General features: G+C 60.5%; 13 protein-coding genes. 5 read left to right on the top strand and 8 right to left on the bottom strand.

The features are described from left to right. Window positions 1-8: 8 nt before the first annotated feature. The 6 genes from HMPREF2875_RS03825 to HMPREF2875_RS03800 all read right to left on the bottom strand — a co-directional run bounded on the left by HMPREF2875_RS03825 (window position 9) and on the right by HMPREF2875_RS03800 (window position 5,327). Window positions 9-470, bottom strand: a complete 462-nt coding sequence (locus HMPREF2875_RS03825; protein WP_070670450.1) for a hypothetical protein — start codon at window positions 468-470, stop codon at window positions 9-11. Then, window positions 470-1,819, bottom strand: a complete 1,350-nt coding sequence (locus tag HMPREF2875_RS03820; protein ID WP_070670613.1) for an AAA family ATPase — start codon at window positions 1,817-1,819, stop codon at window positions 470-472. The genes HMPREF2875_RS03825 and HMPREF2875_RS03820 overlap by 1 nt, the downstream gene beginning before the upstream one ends. 109 nt (window positions 1,820-1,928) lie before the next feature. Next, the gene (locus HMPREF2875_RS03815; protein ID WP_083311843.1) at window positions 1,929-3,110 is read right to left on the bottom strand and encodes a multidrug effflux MFS transporter; all 1,182 of its coding nucleotides are present in this window, start codon (window positions 3,108-3,110) and stop codon (window positions 1,929-1,931) included. Next, window positions 3,107-3,871, bottom strand: a complete 765-nt coding sequence (locus HMPREF2875_RS03810) for an ABC transporter permease (RefSeq protein ID WP_070670444.1) — start codon at window positions 3,869-3,871, stop codon at window positions 3,107-3,109. Before HMPREF2875_RS03810 ends, HMPREF2875_RS03815 begins: the two co-directional genes overlap by 4 nt. Further along, complete coding sequence (locus HMPREF2875_RS03805) at window positions 3,861-4,799, bottom strand: ABC transporter ATP-binding protein (RefSeq protein ID WP_070670442.1); 939 nt, start codon at window positions 4,797-4,799, stop codon at window positions 3,861-3,863. The genes HMPREF2875_RS03810 and HMPREF2875_RS03805 overlap by 11 nt, the downstream gene beginning before the upstream one ends. Before the next feature lie 39 nt (window positions 4,800-4,838). Next, the gene (locus HMPREF2875_RS03800) at window positions 4,839-5,327 is read right to left on the bottom strand and encodes an NUDIX domain-containing protein (protein WP_070670440.1); all 489 of its coding nucleotides are present in this window, start codon (window positions 5,325-5,327) and stop codon (window positions 4,839-4,841) included. A gap of 48 nt (window positions 5,328-5,375) precedes the next feature. Between HMPREF2875_RS03800 and HMPREF2875_RS03795 the strand changes: the two genes are divergently transcribed. The 3 genes from HMPREF2875_RS03795 to HMPREF2875_RS03785 are packed head-to-tail and all read left to right on the top strand — an operon-like array spanning window position 5,376 to window position 10,443. Beyond that, window positions 5,376-6,800: a hypothetical protein gene (locus HMPREF2875_RS03795; RefSeq protein ID WP_070670437.1), complete on the top strand. Its 1,425-nt coding sequence runs from the start codon at window positions 5,376-5,378 to the stop codon at window positions 6,798-6,800. Beyond that, window positions 6,800-7,846 (top strand): glutamate ABC transporter substrate-binding protein, encoded by a 1,047-nt coding sequence (locus HMPREF2875_RS03790; RefSeq protein WP_070670434.1) that lies wholly within the window; start codon window positions 6,800-6,802, stop codon window positions 7,844-7,846. The genes HMPREF2875_RS03795 and HMPREF2875_RS03790 overlap by 1 nt, the downstream gene beginning before the upstream one ends. Continuing rightward, the gene (locus HMPREF2875_RS03785) at window positions 7,843-10,443 is read left to right on the top strand and encodes a serine/threonine protein kinase (protein WP_070670431.1); all 2,601 of its coding nucleotides are present in this window, start codon (window positions 7,843-7,845) and stop codon (window positions 10,441-10,443) included. The genes HMPREF2875_RS03790 and HMPREF2875_RS03785 overlap by 4 nt, the downstream gene beginning before the upstream one ends. A 35-nt stretch (window positions 10,444-10,478) precedes the next feature. Here HMPREF2875_RS03785 and HMPREF2875_RS03780 read toward each other — a convergent pair whose 3' ends face one another. Both HMPREF2875_RS03780 and pta read right to left on the bottom strand, forming a co-directional pair. Then, window positions 10,479-11,699: an acetate kinase gene (locus HMPREF2875_RS03780; protein WP_070670427.1), complete on the bottom strand. Its 1,221-nt coding sequence runs from the start codon at window positions 11,697-11,699 to the stop codon at window positions 10,479-10,481. Next, the gene (gene pta, locus HMPREF2875_RS03775; protein ID WP_070670424.1) at window positions 11,700-13,064 is read right to left on the bottom strand and encodes a phosphate acetyltransferase; all 1,365 of its coding nucleotides are present in this window, start codon (window positions 13,062-13,064) and stop codon (window positions 11,700-11,702) included. Window positions 13,065-13,403: 339 nt separating this feature from the next. Between pta and HMPREF2875_RS03770 the strand changes: the two genes are divergently transcribed. Then, window positions 13,404-15,536 (top strand): glucose PTS transporter subunit IIA, encoded by a 2,133-nt coding sequence (locus tag HMPREF2875_RS03770; protein ID WP_070670421.1) that lies wholly within the window; start codon window positions 13,404-13,406, stop codon window positions 15,534-15,536. 127 nt (window positions 15,537-15,663) lie between these two features. Continuing rightward, entirely contained in the window at window positions 15,664-16,416 is a 753-nt protein-coding gene (locus HMPREF2875_RS03765) for a CAT RNA binding domain-containing protein (protein WP_083311842.1), read from the top strand. Window positions 16,417-16,419 lie beyond the last annotated feature (3 nt).

Below are 16,419 nucleotides of genomic sequence, written 5' to 3'. Positions count from 1 at the left end.
CACTCGCCTTAGGCACTACTGGCGAGCATGGTGTCATACGTCCACACCTCTGCGGTTATTCCGGTAGCGCGCCTGTACAGCTCCCTTTCTGTCAAAATGCAAAGGTCCCCACCACCGACCTGCTGCATCATCAATTCCACCATCGTTTGGCCAGCTCGATGTTGTGAAATTAACTCAGTTATAAATTCCTTGTTCCACTGAAAGTCATGCAGTATCCACGGGGCTTGCCGTTGCGCGGTCAACTCGAGCATCTGCGAAAACTTTTCCGCAATAGCGCGCCTTACCTGACCATCCGAAAGCTGCGCAATATGATTTCCAGTTTCAATGACAGCAGTGATAGGCAAGATAAACCTAGAGTTTTCGGACTGACGCTTCGAAAAGTCGTTTTTCACTTGTTCTCGATCCTGGCTCTTTTTCGGAATCTCAAGCAGATTATCCAGAACCGAAGTGTCAATGAAGTAAACGCGCATCAGCCAATCCCAAAAAGCTTATTCAGGTTGTCAAAGCTAGCCTTCGTATCGGTGTCATCGACCAATTCGCCGGCAGTTACAGCAGCTCCCAGACTATGTTTCGAAATAGAGTCCACGAAATCCGGTAGTTCCACCAATGGTGAAAGTTCACTATTCCCGGTTTTCTCATCTCGGTAACAAACCGCAACCTGACCGTTAGTTTCACCAGAAATCTGATCCAAAATCGCGGGGCTATGAGTTGTTACAAGAACTTGAGAGTCATGCTTGTGTGCTGATTCGTTAAGCATGTGCATAACTCTTTGCGCCTGTGACGGGTGGAGACCGTTCTCCATTTCCTCGACGACGATTTGCGCTACGGCGCTTTCCACATCATCCCCGCGTGAAAGAGGCTGCTCGATATCTAAATCCCTGGGAGCTGTTTTTAAAGCTGTCGCGATCGCCAGGAAACGAAGAAGCCCATCGCTCATTTCACGTGCGGGTGTGCTTTCATGCCTTCCATCCGCAAAGTGCTCGACAAGAGTAAGCATCACTTCGTCCAGCTGAGTGTCAATAAAATCCAAAGTAGAGTCCACTCCGGTAACGTGAGCAGCCAACTGCCCTAAATCGCGGAAGGTTTCAGGCGAATCCTTTCGCAATTGCCAAAGTACCGCCGACAGGTTTTCGCCGCTGCGTTTGAGCTGAGCGTTCTTCTTCGCAACGTAGTTGCGCATAAGACTTGGCACCGGGTCGAGGTGAAACACAGATCGAAGTGCAGTACTCACAATCGATGCGCCCTTCAGCACCGAATTCTCCGCACGGTTTTTCCCTGCAAGAACTGCCTTTACCTGCCCAAGAATTAGACGGGAGTCCCGCATAAGTGTTGCTGGATTTGCGCCACGCTTTCCATTGAAAATCTCCGTATAAATCCCAGCGAGCTTATCTGCCGCAGGTTGCGTCTTAAAAAGTTCTGCTTCTTCAGTTCTGACCCCATTTTTTACGGAGTACCCTGGCCCCACCAGGCTTTCCTTAAGCACTCGCAGTTCCGGAAGCACCTGTATTTCTACGTCATAGCGAAAGATATCTTGTCCAGCTTCGACAGTGCAGCCCAGTTCAAAACTATCTTCGCCGTGTGGTGCACAACCACGGGAGCCTCCTCTGATTGGCCCTGCGTGCGTCATACGTCCATCAAGAGCATCGCCGAGCTCCGAGCCCGACGATAACCGCGACAAAACCTCAAGCCCATCTAAGGCGTTCGACTTGCCGGAGCTGTTTAGACCTGTAAGAAAAGTCACCGGATGTAGTGTGAGTACGGCATCGTGAAACGATTTAAACCTGCGCAGTCGCAGCTCGGCAAGGCGGGGAGTGGACATGCCGCTCATGATACACATTTGCGCTGGCAATCATGGTCCTCAAGGTGACTCTCGTAATGCGGAGCGCGGACACTTTCCGCCACCAAAATCAGTCTCGCCACGCCAGAAGTCAACCAGCTAGACGAGAGGACGCAAGCAGCCCACACAAAGCGACAACGCTGCACACCACCATGCCCAGCGCCATAGTCTGCGCCGGATTAGATCCCAAACCCATAAGGGGGCTGACCACGCTGGCCAGCAGGGATTGGCCAAAGCCCATAATGGCGGACACGCTGCCAGCGCGGGAGCGCATCAGACCGGTAGCCAAAGCAGTGGCGTTGCCCATGATGAAACCCGTCGGCGCGATGCAGGCGAAGAGCACGATGAGGGACAGCCACACCGGCGCACCCACCATTACTGTGAGCAGCAACAGCAGCGCGCACACCACGATGCCGCCGACACCAATGCGCAGCATGAAGGCCGGGGAGACGGAGTCCATAGCGCGCGAATTCACCAGTGTGGCGGCAAAGAGCCCCACGGCATTCACACCGAAAATCAGCGAATACGCCAAGGGCGTAAAGCCCCATTGGTCCTGGAGAACAAAGGCCGAGGCGGAGATGTAGCAGAACATCGAGCAGAAGCCGAAGGCCATGGTGACGAGGTAAGCCCAAACCCGGACGTTGGTGATCACTGCCCAGTAGTTGCCGGCAACCGTACGCGCGAGGCTTGTACGAGCCGCGCCCGAACGACTCTGGCCACGTACAGTCTCAGGGACAATTGCCCAAGCCAGAATCAGCTGCAGCGCATGAAGGCCGGCAAGCACCCAGAAGATGCCGCGCCAGCCCAGCGGCTCCGCCAGCACGCCGCCCAAGACCGGGGCCACTGCCGGGGCAATTCCTTGCAGGGCCATGAGCAGCGAGTAGGCCTTCGCCGCGGCAGCACCGTGGACAAGGTCAGGCACAACAGCACGCGCGAGCACCACGCAGGCACCGCCACCGAGGCCCTGGAGCACGCGAGCGACCACAAGGATGATGGCGCTGGGAGCAAGTGCTGCCAGTACCGAAGCAGCTAGGGCCAACGCTGCACCACTCAGCAACAGCGGTTTGCGCCCGATGGCATCAGACAGTGGCCCCATGAGCAGCTGGCCGATACCCATTCCGATGAAGAAGCCCGAAATGGTCAGCTGCACCATGGAACGAGTCGTGCCGAGGTCAGCCACAATTGCCGGCATAACCGGCAGGTACATGTCCGTCGCAAAAGGCGCTGTTGCGGACAACAGCGCCAAGGTTGCAAGGAGGGAAAAGGGGATCACGCGTCGCGGCGCTCCAACGCCAGAATGCCAAGAAGCCAAAGGGCCAAGGCCCAACCGAAGAAGATGACCGCGCTCATGCCAACGCTATCCCAGGGCGCGGAATCCTCCACCACGTCCATGGTCCAGTTGGTAAACGCAGTAAACGGCATGAAGTGAATCATCTTGTCACCCACTACCGGCAGGAAGCGCACGGTGTTCTCAATGCCCATGTAGAGGATGAGCGAAATCGCCACGGTACCCGCAGTATGGCGCAGCAACCACCCCAACCCTTGAACGAACATGACCGCGCCAAAGCCCGCGACGGGCAAAGCCCACAGCAAGCGCTGAGCGCGTTCATCCGAGAAAGGCTGGAAAGCCTCCGCAGCAGATTCGTTGGTGGTCATATCCGCCAGGACAAAGATGTAGACCGCGCCCAAGAACAAGATGAGGGCAGCAATCACGCCATAAAGCAGCAGCTTCGCCAGCGCCACCGTCCAGCGATTCGGATTGGCCATGAACGTCACGGTTTGGGTCTTGTGACGGTACTCAGTGGTAATCACCATCGCGCCCTGAATCATGAGAATGGGCACGATCAGCACCAGGAGAATCGCCGCCAGAGCATTGGGCTGCAGCGGGCTAATGCCCAGCACAGCCTCGCCCGCATTGAGCGAGTTGAGCAACGTCCAGCCCGTAATAATGAAGAAGATTATTCCCGAAGTCCACCAGAAGGACTTCGTTGTGCGCAGCTTGGTCCACTCCGCATGCAGCGTGTTAAGAAACATTGGTGGTGACCTCCTTCTGGGCCTGATACTGCACCGCATCCGTCGTCATCTTCATAAAGGCTTCCTCAAGGGACGCGCGGTGCAACGTAAGCTCGGTCAGCGGCACTCCAGTGGAGTAGGCCAGCTGGCCCACGAAGTCAGTGGTCTGATTCGGAATAACCAGCGTGGGGCGCTGCTCCTCATCAATAGTCGTGGAGAACGACACCCCTGCCTCCTTCAAGGCGGAGCCGAATTCACGCAGGTGCTCTGAGCGCACGATGACCGAGGCAGACGAGTTTTCCTTGACAAAGTCATAGGTGCGCTGGTTCGCCATCAACCGGCCACGCCCAATGACCACGAGGTGGTCAGCAGTCTGCGCCATCTCCGAAAGAAGGTGGGAAGAAATGAGCACCGTGCGGCCTTCCGCAGCAAGCGCGCGGACGAGGGAGCGCACCCAGCGAATACCTTCCGGGTCCAAGCCGTTGACCGGCTCATCCAGGATCAACACTCCTGGGTCGCCCAACAGCGCCGCAGCCAAGCCCAGGCGCTGGCCCATGCCGAGGGAGAAGCCGCCGGCTTTCTTACCGGCGACATCGGAAAGTCCCACGAGTCCCAGCACCTCTTCAACACGGGAAGTCGGGATACCGTTGGACTGCGCCATCCACTTCAGGTGATTGGCGGCAGAGCGGTTGGCGTGGACCGCTTTAGCGTCGAGAAGCGCGCCCACCTCCCGCAACGGGTGCTTGAGTTCACGGTAGGGCTTGCCGTGCACCAAGGCCGTGCCCGCCGTGGGGCGGTCAAGGCCCAGGATCATCCGCATGGTCGTTGACTTTCCGGCACCGTTTGGCCCCAAGAAGCCGGTTACCTGGCCCGGCTGTACCTGAAAGGTGAGGTCATCCACGGCGCGGACAGACTTATACTGTTTTGTCAGTCCGGCTACTTCAATCATGACCTACAGCGTGCCACAGCTTCCTGCTACATGCTTGAATTAGCTACTCAATTCCCCGTAGCGCGCCACCAACTGTGGTAGTGCCTCCCGGAAGGGTGGAATCAGTTCCAACGCTTCTACCTGGTCAAACGGCACCCAGCGCAGCTCGGCGGATTCTTCATTGGCAGTCGTCGGCAAGCGCTCGCCCGTCACTGTGCGCGCCAGGACCGTGGTGTAGGTCCACCCACCAACAAAGGGCCCGGCGGTGACAATGGATTCGAGGACCTCCACGTCTGCCGCGGCCACGCCGGTTTCCTCTTCGGTCTCACGCAGCGCCGCCTGCTCGGGTGTTTCCGGCTTATCGCGCGCCCCGCCCGGGATTCCCCACGTCCCGCCGTTGTTGGTCCACGTGGCGCGATGCTGCAGCAGCACCTCGTTGCCCGCTACCAGGAAGAGACCCGCCGCCCCGAATTTTCCCCACACGGGAACCCCGCCCGGGCCCTCGGCCCATCCGTCGCCGGAAATTTCTGGGTTTACGTGTGCACACATGCCTCCAATCTATACCCACTTTCGGGACAAGGGCGCTATCCTAAGGGAATGACCGGCCCGGCCACCGAACTGCGCGAGCACTCCCCCGAATCATGGGGCGATCATTGGCTCGATGATGTCACCGAACCTGCCGCGCCCGCGTTTAGCCGCCCCACCCAGCTGGCCATGAGCTCTTTTGCCGGCCCAGCGCGCCTGGTCCGGCGTCTCTACAGCTTCGCTGCCACGACTCCGGGCAAGCTGTTTAGCGTCACGCTCATCCTCACCGTGGCCTTGGCCGCAGCAGGGTTTTCCATGTCTTCCTCCTCGGCCGCGCGCCACGATGACTTGGATGCCCTGCTGACCTCCACGGAGCCGATGTCGAATGCGGCGCACCACCTCTACACCAACCTGTCCCTCGCGGATACGGTGGCCACCACTGGCTTCGTCCAGGCCGGCGTGGAACCAGTAGGCAACCGCGAGCGCTATAACGAGGCCATCGACGCCGCCGCGGTAGCCGCGACTCAATCCGTGGTGGGCTCCTCCTCCGATGATGAACGCGTGCGGGAGCTCGTCACCTTCATCCAGCGTGAGCTGCCCGTCTACACCGCCCTCGTGGAGAAGGCTCGCGTCAACCACCGCGCGGGCAACGCGGTGGCGAATTCCTACATGTCGAATGCCTCGGCGCTCATGCGTACCCGTATTCTGCCCGCCGCAGCGGAGCTGTTCACCCTGACCTCCGAAAAGGTCACCCAACAGCAGCAGCGCCTCACCCGCCCGCAGTGGGTACCGCTCTCCGGCCTCGTGGCCGCGCTCATCTTCTTGGGCTTGGCGCAATGGTGGCTGTGGCGGCTTACCCGCCGCCGCCTGAACCGCGGCTTCGTGCTGGCCACGGCCCTGCTCTTCATCGCCCTCGTGTGGGCTTCCGCGGCCAACTTTGCCACGTGGGCCTCGGGCCACCAGGGATTCGAGACGGTCTCGCGCCCCTGGGATTCCCTCACCGCCTCCCGGATTGAAGCCCAACAGATGCGCACCTCGGAGACCCTCGCGCTGGTCCTGCGTTCGTCCCAGGAAGATATGTCCGTGCACTTTAACTCCACGGTCTATTCCGTCAACCATGCATTGCGGGATTATGAGCAAGCGTTGGGTGAAGATTCCAACCCCGCCCTTATCCCCCAAGCGCAGAGAGCAGTGGAAGACTGGGCCGTCACCCACGAGGCCTTCATGGACAGCCTCTCCACGGGCAACTATGACGCCGCGGTGTACCAGGCCACCGCCATTGACCCGGATGGTGAGCCAACCGCCGCGAGTGCTTTCAACGCCGTGGATAATTCGCTGGCGCAGCTTATCGACGAAGCCCGCGAGTCCATGCGCGAGTACCTCATGCAGGGCCTAAACGCCATGACCTTGGTGTCCACGGGTGTCTCCCTGGCCACGTTCGGCGCCATCATCGCGGTGTGGTTGGGCATTCGTCCACGTCTGCAGGAGTACCTCTAATGAGACGCCTGTGCTTGACGACGATCCCACTGGCCGCCCTTGCCCTCGGCCTGACTGCCTGCGAATCGACCCACACCACAGCCCCCGCACCCGTACTGTCCACGAGCGCAGATACCCATTCCACGCCCGGCCCACCACTGCCGGAAGATGCCATTATCGAGCCTGCCGGCGCGGGCGAAGCCGACACGGAGAGCGAGGCCGAGCCTTATGGCTCCTACCGTCCGGACGATAAAACGCCCAAGGAACGCGTGCCGGAGATCATAAAACGCGGCCGTCTCATCGTGGGCGTGGACCGTTCGAATAACCTGCTGAGCTACCGCGACACCGCCACTAGTGAACTTCGCGGCTTTGAGGTGGACATCGCTCGCGAAATCGCCCGCGACATTTTCGGGGATCCCTCCAAGGTGGATTTCCGCTTCGTGGAAGCCTCCGACCGCGCCAAGGCCCTCAATGACCGCCAGGTGGACATGGTCATTCGCACAATGACGATTAGCCCGCAGCGCCAGCGTGAAGTCGCCTTCTCCATCCCCTATATGAAAACGGATGCCCGCTTGCTCGTGCTCAAGAACTCCGGTATTCATTCCGTGGCGGATACCGCCGGTCTCACTCTGTGCGCGGCGAAGGGCTCGACCATGGTCAATGCCATCCGCAAGCACGCACCGAAGGCCGACATTTTGGAGACCCGCGCCTGGGGCGATTGTCTCATGTCCTTGCAGCTTGGTCAAACCGACGGCATCGTGGTCGATGATGCATTGCTCTCCGGCATGCTGGCCCAAGACTCCTACACAGAAATCGTCGGCGATGCCTTGGAGACCCAGAGCTATGGTGTGGCCGTGCGCAAGCCCGATGCGTCCTATGATTCCCGTCCACTTATCCGGCAGATCAATTCCACTCTGGAGCGCATCCGCTCGGACGGCACGTGGCTGAAGCTCTTCTACTCCTGGTTGGGCGACTACATGGAGCGCCCCACGCTCCCCGAGCCGAAGTACCTCAACGAAACTCCGCCCGCCACCGAGGACGCATCCGCAAAGGAGGCACGCCCATGAGCCACCGTTTCACCGAGGATGAGCTCGACCACCTCACTCCTGAGGACCACGATCCGGACCCTCAGCCCACGGCTGCCCACAACGACATCAATGACGCGACGGAGGCTGTCCCCTTCGATCCCTTCGCCGACGACGAAGACGGAGAAGAGGCCGAAGGGAACGGCTCAGGCTTCACCAGCACCGACGGCGCGCAAAGCCCCCACAGCAACCTCACCGACGCACACGATGCCACCGCCGCCGTGCCCTACGATCCTTTCGCTGACGACGAAGACGAGGACGGCAACCTTGTTTTCCCTTCGTCTTCTCACTCTGGCTCGGGCGACACTCCGACCAGCCAGGTGTCTCGCGGCGTTCAGCCAGGCGACGGCGAAATCGTTGATTCCGATAACATCGCCGCCCTCATCGAGGAACTCGGCCAGCTGCGTGACCGCCGCAAGGCCGAGGATCCCTCGCATGCATCGCGCCGCCGCGCAATTGACACCTTCCGCCAGCGCCGCACCACCAAGCGCACCGACCGCGAGGTAGCCGATGGCATGGCCACGCTGCCCTTCGTGGTACCCGGCAACCCACAGGATGCCCTCATTGACCCCGAAGATTCACCACGCATTGCACCGCCACAGCTGAAGCCCGGGGACATGGTGGCTGAGCAGTACGAAATCCTCGGCGTCCTCGCCCACGGCGGCCTGGGCTGGATTTACTTAGCCAACGACCACTTTGTCTCCGGACGCATCGTCGTGCTCAAGGGCATGCAGGCCGAGAACTCCGCCGAGCAAACCGCCACGGCGGAATCGGAGCGCGAGTTCCTGGCGGATATTACCCACCCGAACATCGTCAAGATTTTTAACTTCATCGATGATGCCCGCGTGCCCGGCGGCTTCATCGTCATGGAATACGTCGGCGGCCCCTCCCTCAAGAACCGCCGCAACCACCAGGAGGATGACGTCTTCCCGGTCGACACGGCGATTGCCTACATCCTGGAAATCCTCCCCGCCCTGGATTATCTGCACGCCCGCGGCGTGGTCTACAACGACCTTAAGCCTTCCAACATCATCGTCACCGAGGACCAGGTCAAACTCATTGACCTGGGCGCTGTCTCCGGCATCGGCGCATTCGGCCACATCTACGGCACGCAAGGTTTCCAGGCCCCGGAGATTGCCACCAAGGGCCCGTCGGTAGCCAGCGATATTTACACCATCGGCCGCACTCTCGCCTGCTTGGTGCTCAAGCTTCCGGTGGAAGATGGCGTGTACAAGCCGGGCCTTCCCTCCCCCACCGAGGAGCCGCTCCTGCGCCGCTACCTTTCCTTCTACCGCCTGTTGCTGCGCGCCACGGACCCGGATCCGGACAAGCGTTTCCGTTCCGTGTCTGAGCTGCGTGATCAGCTCTTCGGCGTGCTGCGCGAGGTCATTGCTCTCCGCGATGGCATCCAGCACCCAGCCCAGCACTCGGTCTTTTCCCCACAACGTACGACTTTCGGCACCAAGCACTTGGTCTTCCGCACGGACCAGCTTATCGACGGCATCGACCGCACCGTCCGCATCACCGCCCCCGAGGTCGTCTCCGCACTTCCTGCCCCGCTCATCATCCGTTCCGACGTCGGTGCCTCCCTGCTCCAGGGTTCTTCCTACACCGAGCCACAGGAAGCCCTAGAAACCCTCCGCCAGGCCATGCAAACTCCTGAGTACGAGGAGTCCGCGGAAATCCCCCTCGGCGTGGTGCGCGCCATGATTGACCTCGGCTACATCGGCCAGGCCCGCGAATGGCTGGCCTCCATCAAGGACCGCCTCGACAACGATTGGCGCTTTCATTGGTACTCCGGCGTGGCGGAGCTGCTGCTGGATAAGTACCGCGATGCCCAGGCTCATTTCGCCTACGTTCTCGACATCCTGCCTGGTGAAGCCGCACCTAAGCTGGCCATTGGCGCAGTCAATGAACTGATTCTCCAACAGTTAGGGTATTCAGAAGCAGCGCTTATCGATGCCTCCGTGGCCCGCGCCTGCGCCAACCTCACCACCTCGTTGGCGGATCTCCCGAATGAGGCTTTTGAGGACCAACCCGGTATCTGGGACCACGTCACCGACGATCCTGCTCATCTGCGATTCAACTCGATGCGTCTCTACGGCATCGTGTGGGCTACCAACCCCACGACGGTCTCCTCCGCCTTCGGCCTGGCCCGCCAGTTGCGCGCCGAGCACCAAGTGGAGCTGGCCGTGGCCACACTGGATAAAGTGCCGAACGCCTCGCGCCACCACCGCATGGCGCGCCTTACCACGATTTTGCAGCTCATCGTCCACGACTTGTCCGAGTCCCGCATCCGCCGCGCCGCCCGCCGCTTGGAGGAGATTCCGCAGAACGAGCCACGCTTCCTACAAATCAAGATCGCCGTCATCTCAGCCGCCCTCACCTTCCTACGTGACGCCGACCTCGATGCCGCAGCTTCCCCCAACGACCTCTTCGAGTTCCCCTTTACCCAACGCGGCCTGCGCTATGGGCTCGCCGATACCCTGCGCGCGCTGGCCCGTCAGGCCCCCTTCTCCCGCCACCGCTACGCGCTGGTGGACCTTGCCAACAAGGTCCGTCCAGTCACTCTCTTCTAGCGGTGTGCCGCGGTAGGTGCTATCCCCCAGAAGGCCTAGTACAGGCCAGCCTCCCGGGCCATCGCCGCAATGCCCGCGGACTTCTGGGCAATCGCCAGCTCCTCGTTCGTCGGAACAACGAAAACCTTGACCTGCGACTCAGCAGTCGAAATCATGCGTGGCTCCTTGGAGCGCACCAAGTTCGCTTCCTTATCGAAGTCAATGCCGTACATGTCGAGGTTGTACAGCGAATCCTGGCGAACCTCGGTGTCATTCTCGCCCACACCGGCGGTGAAGGTGATGGCATCCACGCGGCCGAGCGCAATCATGTACGAACCAATGAAGCGGCGCAGCTGGTGGATGTAGATGTTGTAGGCCAGCCAGGCATCCTGATCCTCGTTGTTGATGCGTTCACGCAGTACGCGGAAGTCATTAACCCCTGCAATGCCCTTCACACCGGACTGCTTGTTGAGCAGGTTGTCAATCTCATCGATGGACATACCCGCCTGGCGCGAAAGGTGGAAAATGATACCCGGGTCGATGTCACCGGAACGAGTGCCCATGGCCAAACCAGCCAGCGGGGTCAGACCCATCGAGGTATCAATTGGGCGGCCGTTGCGGATCGCTGCGGCGGAAGCACCATTGCCCAGGTGGAGCGTGATCTGGTGGGTATGCCCTGGATCGCGGTCAAGCAGCTTCGGTACCTGCTGTGACACGAACTCGTGGGAGGTGCCGTGGAAGCCGTAGCGGCGGATGTCGTACTGCGAGGCCACATCGTTGTTGATGGCGTAGAGCGCTGCAGCCGGCGGCATGCCGTTGAAGAAGGCCGTATCGAAGACCGCCACGTGCGGAATATCCGGCAGCAGCTTGCGGGCCACACGGATGCCGTCCAGGTTTGCTGGGTTGTGCAGCGGGGCGAGCGGGATAAGGTCCTCAATCATGGACTCAATCTGGTCCACGATGAGCTGCGGCTCACTGAACAGGCGGCCGCCGTGGACAACACGGTGGCCAACGGCGATGACCTCTACGTCCGTCGGGCCCACCCCGTGCTCGTGCATGATGCTGAACGCGCGGTCGAGGCCGAAGGAGTGAGTAGGAATCTCCAGTTCTTCCTTGTATTCCTCACCACCGGTCTTAACGGTAACGGCGCCCTGCGGCTCACCAACCTGTTCCACCAAACCGGAGACCAGTGGGGTATCGGTCGCGGTGCTGTCCGGGTCCACCAGCTGGAATTTCACCGAAGAGGAGCCGGAGTTCAAAACGAGTACGTACGCCATTTACTTCACCCCTGCCTGAATAGCGGTGATAGCTACCGTGTTGATGATGTCAGGAACAGTCGCACCACGAGACAGGTCGTTGACCGGCTTGTTAAGGCCCTGCAGAATCGGGCCCACAGCCAGGGCGCCACCGGTGCGCTGTGCGGTCTTGTAGCCAATGTTGCCGGCCTCCAGGTCCGGGAAAACAAAGACCGTAGCCTGACCAGCCACCGGGGACTCCGGTGCCTTCTTAGCAGCCACGCCCGGGTCACAGGCAGCATCAAACTGCAACGGACCGTCTACGGCAACGGAGGAATCAATACCCTTGGCCACCTCGACTGCCTGCACCACCTTTTCCACGTCCGGGCCGGCGCCAGAAGTACCGGTGGAGTAGGACAGCAGCGCCACGCGTGGCTCAAGGCCGAACTGCGCAGCGGTCTGCGCGGAGACGATGGCGATCTCACCGAGCTGCTCCGGCGTCGGGTTCGGATTCACGGCACAGTCGCCGAAGGCCCACAGTCGGCCCGGCATGACCATGAGGAAGATGGAGGAAACTACAGAGGCCTCCGGCTTGGTCTTGATGATCTGAAAGGAGGGCTTGATGGTGTGTGCGGTGGTGTGCGCCGCACCGGAGACCATGCCATCAGCCAGGCCCTTGTGCACCATCATCGTGGCGAAGTAGGACACGTCCTTCATGGTCTCGCGCGCCTGCTCCAGGGTCACGCCCTTCTTCTTACGCAGCTCCGCAAAGTCCGCCGCGAATTCCTCTACCAGCGGGGACTCCAGGTGGTTGATGATGTCCACGCCGGACAGGTCAATCCCGAGTTCCTGGGCGCGCTTCTCGACGTTCCCATCACCCAAAATCGTCAGCTTCGCCACCTTGCCCTTGATGAGCTCACCGGCAGCCTCAAGAATGCGGTCGTCCTCACCTTCCGGCAGGACGATGTGGGCGCCAACCTCACGAGCTTGGTCCAAGAGCTGCTTTTGGAAAAGTTCTGCAGACATGTAGGGCTCGATGTCATCCAGGGAAGAAAGCGCACCAGGAACGGAGGAGACGTCAGTCAGCGCACCCACGACAGTGGCACCGACCGAGCGCGCGTGATCAAGTGCCAGCTCAGCGGTACGGGCAGGGGCATTGGAAATGAGCACAAACGGCAGGCCCAGGGCAGCAGCAGCCTTGGCATCGAAATCCATGACGCCAGTGCCCTGGAGGACTAGGTCACCCTCCGGGGCGTTTTCGAGGACTTGGCTGAGCTCTGTGCCTAAGTCATCGACTTTGGCGAAGGTGGCGCCGAGTTCCTGCGCCACAGACTCAACGCCCAAGTCGTCGAAGCCGCGCCCGATGACGCTAATGAATGCAGATTTACGTGAGGACGTGATGGGCATATGCAACCTTTCTCTACAGGGAAGGCGTGTACCCCCGCTCACACACAGGGCACACAGTGACACTTTCACACTACGGCAACATGACCATCCTCGCCGCAACCCTTCAACACCCCGGATCACGTCTACCCTGCACAACAGCACACCCATTAGCAAAAAGTGCGCTATTCCACAAAGACTTGTCCCCCGTGAGGTCTTCGGAGTAGGCTCCTAAGCAGGATTGTTACTTCGGGCAAGACCTAGGCTCCCCACTCGTAGCCGCGTGGGGATGGTTCGCTATGGACCATTGTGGCCTAGGTCTTTTGTGGTTTTCACAGGCCCTTTACTTGCGAAAGGATTCTCATGTCGACTGACGTTCGCTCGGCAGCCGAGGCCATCCTGGATGGCATCGGCGGAGCGGAGAACATCACCTCTCTTACGCACTGCGCCACGCGCCTGCGCTTTGAGCTGGCTGATGCCTCCAAGGCAGATAAAGAAGCACTCGAAGCCATCCCCAAGGTTATGGGTGCCGTGCCGCAGGGTGGCCGCAATTACCAGGTGGTCATTGGTGGCGACGTAGCCACGGTCTACGACCAGATCAAGGCTCTTCCCCAAATGAAGAACCGTAGCCAGTCCAGCGGCCAGTCCAACGATGACGTCAAGGCCGCCGCACACGCCAAGTCCAAGGGCAAGCTGCCATGGATGGACGCCTTCTTCGAGTACCTCTCGGATTCCTTCCGCCCGATCCTGGGCGTGCTGCTAGGTGCTTCCCTCATCATCGCCTTCGCGTCGGTGCTCGATGCTTTCGAAGTCGTGGATTTCCGTTCCCCGGATAAGCCGGCTTCCTGGTTCTTCGTGGACGCCATGTGGCGCTCCGTCTTCTACTTCCTGCCGGTCATGGTGGCCTACAACGCCGGTAAGAAGCTCCGCATCGACCCGTGGGTCCCGGCCACTGTCATGGCAGCGCTCTTTACCCCGGAGTTCCTCAACCTTTCGGAAAACCCCGCGGTCCAGTGCGTCACTAATGACACCCTCGGCGCTGAGCAGTGCTCCATCCCCATCTTCGGCATGACCATGCAGTTGCAGGACTACGGCGGAAACGTCTTCGTGCCACTCATCATGGCGGCCGTCGCGGCACTGTTCTACAAGGGCTTCCAGAAGATCATCCCGTCCGCGGTCCACATGGTCTTCGTCCCCTTCCTCACCTTGCTCTTTGTCATCCCGCTAACGGCCTTCATCATCGGCCCATTCGGCGTGTGGGCTGGTAACGGCATTGGCGCGGGCCTGTCCTGGATGAACGACCACGTCCCGTTCGTCTTCGCCCTGGCCATCCCGATGCTCTACCCGTTCCTCGTCCCTCTGGGTTTGCACTGGCCTCTCAACGCTCTCATGTTGGTCAACATCCAGACCTTGGGCTACGACTTCATCCAGGGCCCGATGGGCGCGTGGAACTTCGCCTGCTTCGGTGCCACCGCTGGTGTTCTGGCTCTATCTATCCGTGACCACGACACCGTGATGCGCCAGACCTCTGGCTCAGCCCTCCTGGCCGGCCTGCTCGGCGGTGTGTCTGAGCCTTCCCTCTACGGTATCCACCTGCGTTACAAGCGGATTTACCCGCGCATGCTCGTAGGCTGCTTCGCCGGTGGTCTCACCGTGGCTCTGCTGACCCTGGGCACGAACGGCATTACTACCGATGCCTTCGTCTTCACCTCCATCCTGACCATCCCGGTCTTTACCCCGATGGCCAAGTACGCCATCTCCATCGCCGTGGCCTTCATCGTGGCCTTCCTGCTCATCTTCTTCACCGACTACCGCACCCCGGAAGAGCGCGCTGAGGCCAAGGCCGCACGCGAGGCCGCCGAGCGCGGTGAGACCAACGCCAACACCGCTGAGGAGGCCGCGCTTGGCGACGCCTCCCCAAGCACCGATAGCAGCGCACACGCTGCCGGCGCCGGTGCTGGTGCTGGTGCTGCAGGTGCTGCCACCGCAACTGCCACAAAGGCAGACACCCCGGCCGAAGCTGCTGAGCCTGCTGCTGGCACCACGACCGACATTGCTTCCCCGTCCACTGGTGAGGTTGTCCCGATGGCCGAAATCGATGACCCGGTCTTCTCGGCTGGCACCCTTGGCGATGGCGTCGGCATCGTCCCCGAAAACAACGACGTGTACTCCCCTGTGAGCGGCACCGTCATGAGCGCCATGAAGTCCGGCCACGCCTACGGCATTAAGACCGAAGACGGCGTAGAGGTCCTCGTCCACATCGGCATCAACACCGTGAAGATGAAGGGCGACGGTTTCACCCCAGCTGTCAAGAAGGGCGACACCATCCAGAAGGGTGAGCTGTTGGCTACTGTTGACTTCGACAAGATCCGTGAGGCCGGCTACGACACCACCGTTGTCCTCGCCGTAACCAACACCAAGACCCTGTCTGCGGTCACCCCAGCGGGTCTCAAGCACGCCTCTGCGGGCGATACGGTCATCACCACCACCCGCTAAGGCACCCCACGCATACCCACTGACTAAGCTGGCTCGATGTATCACCATCGTGGCCAGCTTTCGTCGTTTTAAAAGTCGTTGTGGCCCCAACTCGATATCGGTGAGGCCTCAACCAGAAAGGTGCCTTGTGCAACTGTTGCGCGTGTTCAACAACAACGTCGTGCTCGCACGTCGCGGCGAGGAGGAGGTCATCGTCACCGGCCGCGGCATTGGCTTCCAAGCCCAGCCCGGCACTCCTGTGGATCCGGACAAGGTGGTCAAGGTCTTTGTTCCGGATTCTGGCCGCGACCCGGACCACCTCGCCGCGATGATTGCCGGTATTCCCGGCGAATACGTGCAACTCGTCATTGACGCTATGCATTCAGTCGACATGCCGGAAGCACTGCGCAGCAAGCTCACACTCGTCGTTGCACTAGCGGATCACATCCACGGCGCAGTCTCCCGTGGTCATACCGTTTCCTACCCCTTAGAGGCAGAAGTCCGCCACCTCTACGCTGAGGACTTCACCCTCGCGCAACAGCTTCTATCCGCCATTAACGATGGCCTCCAGAAGCCACTAGACCACGACGAAGCCGTGGCGATTACTCTCCATCTGGTTAACGCCGGTTTCGCCGTCGGCGACTTGTCGGGAACGTACCGCATGACGGGCCTTATTCAGCAGATCCTGGCTGTCATTGGCTCCCACAACGGCACTGAGCTCAACAGCGAGGACATCTCCGTCGCGCGCTTCATCACGCACCTGCGCTACCTCTTCGTGCGCATGGCCGAGCACAAACAGCTCGATTCCGACGACCGCCAAGTCGCCACCGCCATTTCCGCCCGGTACCCCGATGCCGGCGAGACCGCCCAGGGACCTGACCCCCATGTGGTGGACACCTGATAT

Origin of the sequence: Corynebacterium sp. HMSC078H07 (assembly GCF_001812805.1) — a bacterium.
GTDB lineage: Bacteria > Actinomycetota > Actinomycetes > Mycobacteriales > Mycobacteriaceae > Corynebacterium.
This window is presented reverse-complemented; position numbering and strand designations above follow the sequence as displayed.

What these genes read in the sequence shown, in the direction of transcription:
- HMPREF2875_RS03825 (WP_070670450.1), bottom strand. Translation starts at nt 470, where the DNA reads ATGCGCGTTTACTTCATTGACACTTCGGTTCTGGATAATCTGCTTGAG.
- HMPREF2875_RS03820 (WP_070670613.1), bottom strand. Translation starts at nt 1,819, where the DNA reads ATGTCCACTCCCCGCCTTGCCGAGCTGCGACTGCGCAGGTTTAAATCG.
- HMPREF2875_RS03810 (WP_070670444.1), bottom strand. Translation starts at nt 3,871, where the DNA reads ATGTTTCTTAACACGCTGCATGCGGAGTGGACCAAGCTGCGCACAACG.
- HMPREF2875_RS03805 (WP_070670442.1), bottom strand. Translation starts at nt 4,799, where the DNA reads ATGATTGAAGTAGCCGGACTGACAAAACAGTATAAGTCTGTCCGCGCC.
- HMPREF2875_RS03800 (WP_070670440.1), bottom strand. Translation starts at nt 5,327, where the DNA reads ATGTGTGCACACGTAAACCCAGAAATTTCCGGCGACGGATGGGCCGAG.
- HMPREF2875_RS03795 (WP_070670437.1), top strand. Translation starts at nt 5,376, where the DNA reads ATGACCGGCCCGGCCACCGAACTGCGCGAGCACTCCCCCGAATCATGG.
- HMPREF2875_RS03790 (WP_070670434.1), top strand. Translation starts at nt 6,800, where the DNA reads ATGAGACGCCTGTGCTTGACGACGATCCCACTGGCCGCCCTTGCCCTC.
- HMPREF2875_RS03785 (WP_070670431.1), top strand. Translation starts at nt 7,843, where the DNA reads ATGAGCCACCGTTTCACCGAGGATGAGCTCGACCACCTCACTCCTGAG.
- HMPREF2875_RS03780 (WP_070670427.1), bottom strand. Translation starts at nt 11,699, where the DNA reads ATGGCGTACGTACTCGTTTTGAACTCCGGCTCCTCTTCGGTGAAATTC.
- pta (WP_070670424.1), bottom strand. Translation starts at nt 13,064, where the DNA reads ATGCCCATCACGTCCTCACGTAAATCTGCATTCATTAGCGTCATCGGG.
- HMPREF2875_RS03770 (WP_070670421.1), top strand. Translation starts at nt 13,404, where the DNA reads ATGTCGACTGACGTTCGCTCGGCAGCCGAGGCCATCCTGGATGGCATC.